Annotated in this window: 7 protein-coding genes, 6 pseudogenes and 1 other annotated feature; of the genes and pseudogenes, 9 read left to right on the plus strand and 4 right to left on the minus strand. The window is 32.7% G+C overall.

Annotated features, from left to right (window positions below):
- Window positions 1-92: 92 nt before the first annotated feature.
- Window positions 93-464 (minus strand) — a sequence feature (23S ribosomal RNA rRNA prediction is too short).
- Window positions 465-954: 490 nt separating this feature from the next.
- Complete coding sequence (locus tag JFT89_RS00005) at window positions 955-1095, plus strand: hypothetical protein (protein ID WP_201039328.1); 141 nt, start codon at window positions 955-957, stop codon at window positions 1093-1095.
- Window positions 1096-1188: 93 nt separating this feature from the next.
- On the opposite strand, the pseudogene JFT89_RS00010 reads toward JFT89_RS00005, so the two are convergent.
- A pseudogene (locus tag JFT89_RS00010) lies at window positions 1189-1350 on the minus strand (histidine phosphatase family protein); the annotation flags it as partial.
- Window positions 1341-1838 (minus strand): annotated as a pseudogene (locus tag JFT89_RS00015) (M23 family metallopeptidase); the annotation flags it as partial. The pseudogenes JFT89_RS00015 and JFT89_RS00010, both read right to left, overlap by 10 nt.
- Before the next feature lie 55 nt (window positions 1839-1893).
- Between JFT89_RS00015 and JFT89_RS00020 the strand changes: the two are divergent.
- The 8 genes and pseudogenes from JFT89_RS00020 (at window position 1894) to hfq (ending at window position 6701) form a co-directional block, all read left to right on the plus strand.
- Entirely contained in the window at window positions 1894-2118 is a 225-nt protein-coding gene (locus JFT89_RS00020; RefSeq protein WP_002067672.1) for a spore germination protein, read from the plus strand.
- Window positions 2119-2138: 20 nt separating this feature from the next.
- Window positions 2139-2318: pseudogene (locus JFT89_RS00025) on the plus strand (hypothetical protein); the annotation flags it as partial.
- An 11-nt stretch (window positions 2319-2329) separates the two neighbouring features.
- Window positions 2330-2455, plus strand: a pseudogene (locus JFT89_RS30855) (phosphate ABC transporter permease subunit PstC); the annotation flags it as partial.
- A pseudogene (locus tag JFT89_RS30050) lies at window positions 2456-2566 on the plus strand (alanine:cation symporter family protein); the annotation flags it as partial. It abuts the pseudogene before it with no gap.
- 368 nt (window positions 2567-2934) lie between these two features.
- Window positions 2935-3777, plus strand: coding sequence for an arylamine N-acetyltransferase family protein (locus JFT89_RS00040; RefSeq protein ID WP_201039324.1), 843 nt, complete (start codon window positions 2935-2937; stop codon window positions 3775-3777).
- A gap of 530 nt (window positions 3778-4307) precedes the next feature.
- Window positions 4308-4424 (plus strand): hypothetical protein, encoded by a 117-nt coding sequence (locus JFT89_RS30860; RefSeq protein ID WP_483862139.1) that lies wholly within the window; start codon window positions 4308-4310, stop codon window positions 4422-4424.
- Between the two features lie 849 nt (window positions 4425-5273).
- Window positions 5274-6380, plus strand: coding sequence for an RICIN domain-containing protein (locus tag JFT89_RS00045; protein WP_201039325.1), 1107 nt, complete (start codon window positions 5274-5276; stop codon window positions 6378-6380).
- A 132-nt stretch (window positions 6381-6512) separates the two neighbouring features.
- A complete protein-coding gene (hfq, locus tag JFT89_RS00050; RefSeq protein WP_201039326.1) occupies window positions 6513-6701 on the plus strand; it encodes an RNA chaperone Hfq in 189 nt (62 codons plus the stop codon).
- A gap of 699 nt (window positions 6702-7400) precedes the next feature.
- On the opposite strand, the gene JFT89_RS00055 is transcribed toward hfq, so the two are convergent.
- Together JFT89_RS00055 and JFT89_RS00060 are read right to left on the minus strand one after the other, a co-directional pair.
- Window positions 7401-8429, minus strand: a complete 1029-nt coding sequence (locus JFT89_RS00055; RefSeq protein ID WP_201039327.1) for a sensor histidine kinase — start codon at window positions 8427-8429, stop codon at window positions 7401-7403.
- A pseudogene (locus JFT89_RS00060) lies at window positions 8426-8518 on the minus strand (DNA-binding response regulator); the annotation flags it as partial. The pseudogene JFT89_RS00060 and the gene JFT89_RS00055, both read right to left, overlap by 4 nt.

An 8518-nucleotide genomic window follows, 5' to 3' on the forward strand; every position in this document is an offset into this window, starting at 1 on the left:
TTAAGCAACAAAATGCTGATGCCGTAAAGTTCCGGTAAAAGTAGGCGATTTTATCGAATTCACACATTTAGAAGGAGCGAACCGAGATTTATCGAACTGTCTCACGACGTTCTGAACCCAGCTCGCGTACCGCTTTAATGGGCGAACAGCCCAACCCTTGGGACCGACTACAGCCCCAGGATGCGATGAGCCGACATCGAGGTGCCAAACCTCCCCGTCGATGTGGACTCTTGGGGGAGATAAGCCTGTTATCCCCGGGGTAGCTTTTATCCGTTGAGCGATGGCCCTTCCATGCGGAACCACCGGATCACTAAGCCCGACTTTCGTCCCTGCTTTATCCACATTATCTTCATCTGTTTTTATATTGCTGAACAACATTTTTGGTAAGGATGGCCTAGAAATAAAACCATCAATCATTAATTGTGTATTTCCATCATCAAATAGTAAAGATGATGTTCCTAAAAATGTGACCTTTACCTCGCCTTGATTCAATACTTTTTGTGTTGTTTTTGGAGCATAATACGCCTTGTATTGTTGAATATCTGCTGAAGGTGTTAAAAACTTATAATAAACGAAAATAGAAACGATTATTACTAGTACTAATAATCCTATAAAAAACACCCTTAATTTTTTTCTTAATGTGTATTTCAAAATACATTCTCCTTTCTAGACAAAATATATTATTATTTGACTGTGCTAAATCCTCCTACTTGAGGTTACCACAAAGTATCTATAAAATTAAAAAAACGCCATCCTTTCCTATGATTCTACAGAAAGAATAGCGTATTTTTTCATTTTAGGGGGAATTTTGTTTTGTTAGCTTGATAGCGATGTGGCGAGACCCCTATTATGGGTTAACCCTAATCATCCATTAGTTAGCAATTATTTAACCAATACCTATTGATTATAAACAACAGGTATGGTATAATTATATTTGTAAGGGAGGTGAGAAACATGGATTGGGACTTAACAGAAAAGATTCTTAAAAATCTAGCTTACATAGTAGTTACCAGTTCTAACAAAGATTTGCTACGTTATTCCATTTTCCAATGTGTTTTTGATTTTTCAACTATATCTTCTTCAAATGATGAATGAAACAAATGTCAAGTAACCCTAAAATATAATACACTTACGATGTACTATATTTTAGGGTTACTTGACGTTTACTTTATATAATGGAATCTTCGACTATATACATTCTAAGTGATTCGTATCGTTGATAAAATGAATTACTTTTTCTTTATCCGTAAGTTCAATCATACTAATCCCTGTATCTCCTACTTTAAAATAGTAATCCATGTTAATTGGCATTTGGAAAAAGGCACGTAATATACTAGTAATTACCCCGCCGGCATCATCACACCTTTTTCAGTTCGAAAATAAAGTGGTAATCCTTCCGAAAGAAATATGCTCACCTTAGATGGATCCTGCCTTTGATGATGAATATGTAAATGCGGCTCACTTGAACTTCCTGAGTTACCGACTTGGGCAAGAAATTCTCCTTCATTTACATGTTCGCCTTCCCTCACTTTAATTGATCCTTTCTTTAAATGGGCAAGAAACAAAAATGTACCTGTTTCATCCAGTCGTAAATAAATATGATTTCCCGCCATCGATTGAAAATCATCCGATCCCGGAACTAAATCTATTTCATCATTTTTAATTGATACAACTGTCCCAGAAGCTGGTGCCATTACTTTCGCTCCATATATTCCATAATCCTCTAACTTACTACTTTTCACTTCAGCAGGTGGAATGAGAATATCGTATGCCCATCGTTCATTTGGTTTTATAACGTGATAGTTCGTTTCTAATTTATCGCCGCCCCAACCTATCAATGAGTCTGTTTCAAGTTTTTTCTTTTGCATACAGTATACAAAAGGGGGAGGCGAAATGGGAATTAACATGCGTAAAGTAAAAATTATTAATAATACAGGAGCTGTTAATGTCGGCGACTGTTATAATATCGCACCTTTAGCTGTGGCAAAAATATATGCTGGTGCTGGAGGATCGAGTGCGGCTGTTTTTTTAAATGGGAAACGACAGCCAGAAGCTGTGATTAGAACATCAGTGTTTCTTCCGCCATTAGCGACGAGTACACGTACATTAGGTTCATAAAGGAAAGGTAGAGTGTAAGTATGCCTGCACGTATTAAAGAATTTATTATCGTTAATAATACTGGGAATATATTTACAGGGGATAATTTGAGTGATACTTCATTTACTGCTTCGAAATCGTATAGTGGTTCAATGGGGTGCACTTGGATTGACGTTGTTACAGTAATAGGGACGGAGACGAAGCTTTGTTTACAACCGGGTATGATTAATAGAGTTTAGGTGATGCTCCGCACGGAACGATTACTTATTACAGCATGTATGCTGTAGGTGCAACGTTATTTATGTTTACTTTTATTATGAATATCATTTCGCAATATATTATGCGCCGTTTTAGGAGGGCGGTATTAGTAGCGGCATTAGCACTTATTATATTTGGTGGAGTTAAGCGAATTGTTAACGTAGCGCAAGTTGTAGTGCCGTTTATGGCGCTTGGTTATATTTTAGTAGCAGGGATACCATTGCTGTATTTAACAACAAGGGAAGATAAAACCAATAGTATTGTTTTCGCCTTTTTCATAAATGATTATTAAAGATACTATATGAGAAAAGGGATAAATAATTATATTTTTCCAGAAATTAAAAAATTAGCTAGCAAAAGTTAATTGCCCTGTAAATAAGAAGAACATCAATAGAAAATGAAAGTTTGCCTGAATTATGTCTAAGCTTACAATTTTCTTTTTTTGATATGGTGAGGCTTCTTATGTAAAAACAAGCCATAAAATAACTTGATTTGTTTTTATTACACTTGATTATATATTTATTTAGTGTATCATTATGTTCAATGGTTAAATTTTCTATAAATGGGAGGTTATATACAGTGTTGACTGATTTACAAAAAAAATTTTTCTCACGGCTACAGATAACTCCGAAAAAAGATGTAAGCTTTGAAAATTTACATGAAATTCTTCAGCAAATGGCATATGTAATACCTTATGAAAATTTAGACGTTATGGACAAAAATACCCGAAAAATTACTAGAAAGAATGTTCAAGAAAAATTACTCCTAACTCAACGCGGAGGACTATGTTACGAGCTTAATACACTATTATATTATTTTTTACTTGATTGTGGATTTGATGTCTATCGCATATCTGGTACAGTCTACGATTTAGGTGGTGGTAAATGGAAACCTGACGATGGACATGTAATTATTATTTTAAATTATAATAATCAAAAATACATTGTAGATGGGGGACTTGCCTCACATCTTCCATTGCACCCAGTTCCATTTAGCGGTGAAGTGATCTCATCTCAAACGGGAAAATATCGTATTCGTAAACAGAATACTGAAAAAGGAACTTACCTACTTGAAATGAAAAAAGGAGAAAATGGGGAGAGTGCTCAATTCCTTAATTCTGAACCTACTAATACATGGTGTACTGGGTTTGCGTTTTCATTAAATGAAATTGATTCCAACAAAGTAAATGCTATACAGAATATTATTGTAGAGCACCCCGAATCACCTTTTAACAAAGGATACATTGTCTGCAAATTAATTGAAGATGGACATATTTCACTTACTAAAAAAAGTTTTACAGAAACTAGAAAAGGCCAAAAAAGTAAACGAACTATAAATGAAGAAGAGTATCAACAGATTCTTAAAGAAGTATTCAATATTTCTCTAAATAAATACCTTGATAAAATTCTAGAAAGAGACTAGCTTAAACTAACATATATAAAATTTCTTTGTTGTTTAAAAATAGATTTGTTTAAATAAAATTACATTTTTATATCTTTATATAATTTCAATTTAGGTAGTTAGTATAATTTATTTATAATATGTTTTAAGAGTGGAAAAGCATAATTTTTTAAGCAGTAGTAGAAAAAGCAATCGAAAGAGTGCTTTTTCATTCATAGAATTATAAATCAATATAAAAGTAATGAATTGTATTTTACTTTCAATAGAATAATTATGTATTTTAAGAGGGACAATCTCGAGAAGAACAACAGAATACATATTAGGGCTTAATGGTGGAATTATGGGGATCTTATTTTCGATTTATGCTATGTATTTAATAGAAATAAGGAGTTTGTACATGTAATTTTGCATACATAAGCAAAAATCCATATATCATAATAATTGCATTGTTTTAAAATAATTTAGAAAATAGGTTAATTATTTATCTAAAACTAATAAAGGATTGATATAAAATGTCAAGAATTAGCATAACAAAGTCCCAAGATAGTATAATGATTGCATGGCAATCAGCAGAGATTACCATCCCTTTAAAAGATATTATTACCATATCTACGAATGATGTTCGGCCATGTTATTTATATTGGAACTTCATCTTCCTGGAAGAATAGAACACTGATACATACTACAAATTTAAACTTCATTATATTCGGTGTTAATCCATCGATAGTATTAGAAGAAATTAATATTGAGTAATACTATTCTGATTAAAACACGAGCTTAGATAAAATTCTTTAATTACATTTAGTTATTAGGTTATAAAAAATGAACTGCCAGAAAAGTGGACTGTTGAGGTTCTTAATCACCTTATAAAATAGAAGTATCCACTTTCTTGTCTAAAAAGTATCTATTTTCATGTCTTTCTACATACATGTAGAAAGAGATAAAAGTCTAAACTAAAATCTCATGAACAATCGTTGATAAATAGCCATTATCATAAATTTTGTAGGTACTTTCATGTCTCAATAACGGGGCATGAATGTCTAAACCTTTTGAACATAGGACAAGAAACTCCAAACTACTTAGCCAGTAATAATACAATAAACTGAAAGTAAACTTTTTACATAGAAGTTTGCTTTCAGTTTCATCAATAAAAAAAACCACAACAATTGCTGTGGTTTTTCTTATTAACCGACCAAAGTTATATTGTAAATGTTCATAGCATTGTATATTGAATTTCAATTGTAAGTTCTAAAGTAAACTTTTTATCAAAAGTTTACTTTCAAATTCACAAATATTGCTACACAGACCCCTTATATGATTATTTCACCCTGGTTCTCGATAGATAAATTTACTGTTTTTATGATGGCTCATGGTAAGCAACAACTGGTCTATAAAACAAGTCATTGCTACAATTGCAACGTAATATTGTTTATTGAGAAATAATCAAAACACATTTTTATTTGGAAAAGTTTGTTATTATTTAATTAAAGATAGTTATCGAATGGGAGTGGGTAAATATGGATTTTAAAAAAGATTATGTTTACAGCATTTTGAATGATAAAAGTCAAAAATATATGGATGTTGATTCTAACGCAACGGATAATGGAGCTTGGCTTGATCAGTATGAATGGCAGAATTATAATAGTCAAAAATGGATAATCTATCCTTTGGATGGCGGATATTATGTTTTAATTAATCGGGCTAGTGGAAGAATGATGGACGTCGTCAATAATTCAAAGGATAACGGTGCAATGCTTAATCAATATGAGTGGCAAAATTCTGACAGTCAGCAATGGAATACTGAAGAGAAAGAAGAAGGTTATATTGCTTTTCAGAATAAAAATAGCGGGAAATATGCGGATGTTGACTATAACGCAACCGATGATGGGGATCACCTTAACCAATATGAGTGGCAAAATTCTGATAGTCAAAAATGGATGCCAACGGAAGTCGAAAAATTTACAACGCTCCCAAGTGTAGAGACACAGGACCTTCCACCTGTACCACAATACACAAGTATTGACGATCTACTACCAGACACAACAGATTCAGTTGTAACAGCCTATACACTAGCGCCATTCTTTGCAGTAAATGATCCACAATATAATTCTGAGACTATTGGGAATCAAGTCAATGAGAATCCATATTATCCATATATCAAAAAACAATATTGGAAATTAGTTAAGTCACTTACTCTTACACCAGGGGAAACGCAAGAGTATGACTTAACATATGGTATAACAACAACAGATCAACAAACAGCTTCATTAACTGTAAGTAATACGATAGGAGCCGACGCAGGGCTTCAGTTTAAAGATAAAAGCTTGGGATTAAGTACCCAATATACTTCTGAATTAAACATTACTATCAGTCAAACAAATGAAGAAATGGCACAGGCTAAAAATACTTATACAATTAATAATCCTTATGATCATGAAATAGCGTGGTCTAAATATATATTAGTAACTGAATATCATGTTGAACGTACTAATGGAACAACGATAAATACACCTTGGTCGTTTGCAGATATAAATACAACAAGATCTGTGTCTTATCCACCTGAAGATACGAACAGTCTAGTATTAAGTGAAACATTAGTCTCTAGTACAGAAATTGTGAGATAGTAACAAAAGTATTAGAGTTAAAGTGAAAAAACACAGGGGGAAGAATCCCTGTGTTTTTTCATATTTTCATTGTGTATCTATTGGTTAAAAACGCTTATAGAATGGTACGATTATAAAAAGGGAGGGAACCATATGCACAATATACAAGAAGATATGTATGAACAATTGAAAGAGAAAAAAGGGGAAGTTACTGTATTTTTAAAGAATGGCGTTCCAGTACGTGGGCAGATCCTTGCTACAGATAAATTTACCGTCCTAATGATGGTTCATGGTAAACAACAACTTGTATACAAACAAGCCATCTCTACAATCATTAAGTAATACCATAAAGTATTTAGCTCTACCTAGGCAAATTTTACAATCTATGCAATACTAATCTGTTAATATGTACAAATGTAAACAGGCTATTAGGGGTCACCATATAGTGAAAACGAGTTTTACAAAAGTATGAAAATAGCAAATTGATACGAACCAGTTGTATTATTGACATTATCTCAAAAAGAACTTGTATTAATTGCTACAAGTCCTCACCATATCATTTCGGGAATTTTGTACGTTTAGACACATTTTAAGCATTTACTGTACGTTAAGAGACATCTGTCCAGAAAATCCTATATTTATGAACAGATGGTAAAAGTCAATAATATCAACGTTTTCTGACTATAATCACGTTCATAAAGTGTGTAAACAAATCAATGTTCAATTAAACTTAGGTTTTTATCTTTCTGAACATATATTTATCTTTAAAAATACTGTAAGGATAAGATTTTGTAGCCCTTAGCGTACAATTTTCCCAGAATGATATGGTGACCCCTGTTATGCAAAATATGGGCTAAATCTCTATACATATGGAATATGAACTTTAAAAAAATGGGCCACCACATATAAAATTTTCAAAATATAAATTTCGTTAAAAAATACTGCCTAATAAGGTTCTGGTTTAAAAATCATTTTGTACACATATGCATTAAGAACGTTAATATTTTTAAAAGTATTCTAAAGGTATTTCCGGTCTACTCTTCACAGGAATTGATGGGAATTTCTTGTTTTTGGAAAATGGATGGTGACCTTTGTATATATTGCTTCTTGTGACTGAATAGAAATATCATGCCCTAATTTCAAAGCCATTTGTTTCGCAAGATACAGGCCCATTCCAGTAGATTTTATATGGATTCTTCCGGTAGAACCTGTAAATCCTCTCTCAAATACGCGGTGTATATCTTCTTGCTTAATTCCAATTCCAGTATCTTGAATCAGTAATCGTTTTTCTTTACTGTCTTCTTCAAAACGGAAAGAAATTTCTCCACCTTCATTTACATACTTTAAGGCATTGGCTGTAATCTGGTCTATGATAAATGCAAGCCATTTACTATCGCTTTGTACGAATTTCTGTACTTCCTCCATATGAAAGTAAATCCGTTTCGCGATAAAGATTTTGGCATATTTCTTTACACTTTGTTTAACGATTTGATTTAACTGCACATCTGTAATGAAATAGTCTTTAGAAAACGAATCAATTCGTGAATAATAAAGAGCCTGTTCTACATAATTGTCAATTTTGTTTAGCTCGTCTTCAAACTTATCTACAAGAAAGTCTACTGTTTTCCCCGTACTGTTCTCAATAAGCAAGCTACCTGCCGCAATTGGGATCTTTACCTCATGAATCCATGACATAATAAAATCTTGATGATCCACTTTCTCTTCAATCAACTTTTGAAGCTGCTTACAATGATTGTCATGCACTCCTTTTATCATCTTGACATATAAAGCTTGCTCATAATTTTGAGGTTTAAGCATTTCTACAGGGAGATCTTTGTGCGGATTTTTTATTAGATCATTGATTTCCACATAAAAAGACCTCCGGTAGTAATATCCGATAGTAATATACAGACTTACGGAGAGGAGACACATAACATGAGTATAGAGCAGGTTTTGAATAACGAGATTCCGGCTATCGTTTACAACCATAATTAATGAAACAAACAACATTAATATGAAGTACAGTATGAAAAAGAATCGTTTATCTTTTATATATTGAGAAAAGCTCATAAAATGATATACCCGTATCCTTTCTTAGTGGTAATGAAACCTTCTTTACCGAGGTCAGTAATTTTTTTGCGTATACGTGCAATATTAAC

The sequence above is a fragment of the Bacillus sp. TH25 genome, from assembly GCF_016650935.1.
GTDB classification, from domain to species: Bacteria; Bacillota; Bacilli; order Bacillales; family Bacillaceae_G; genus Bacillus_A; species Bacillus_A mycoides.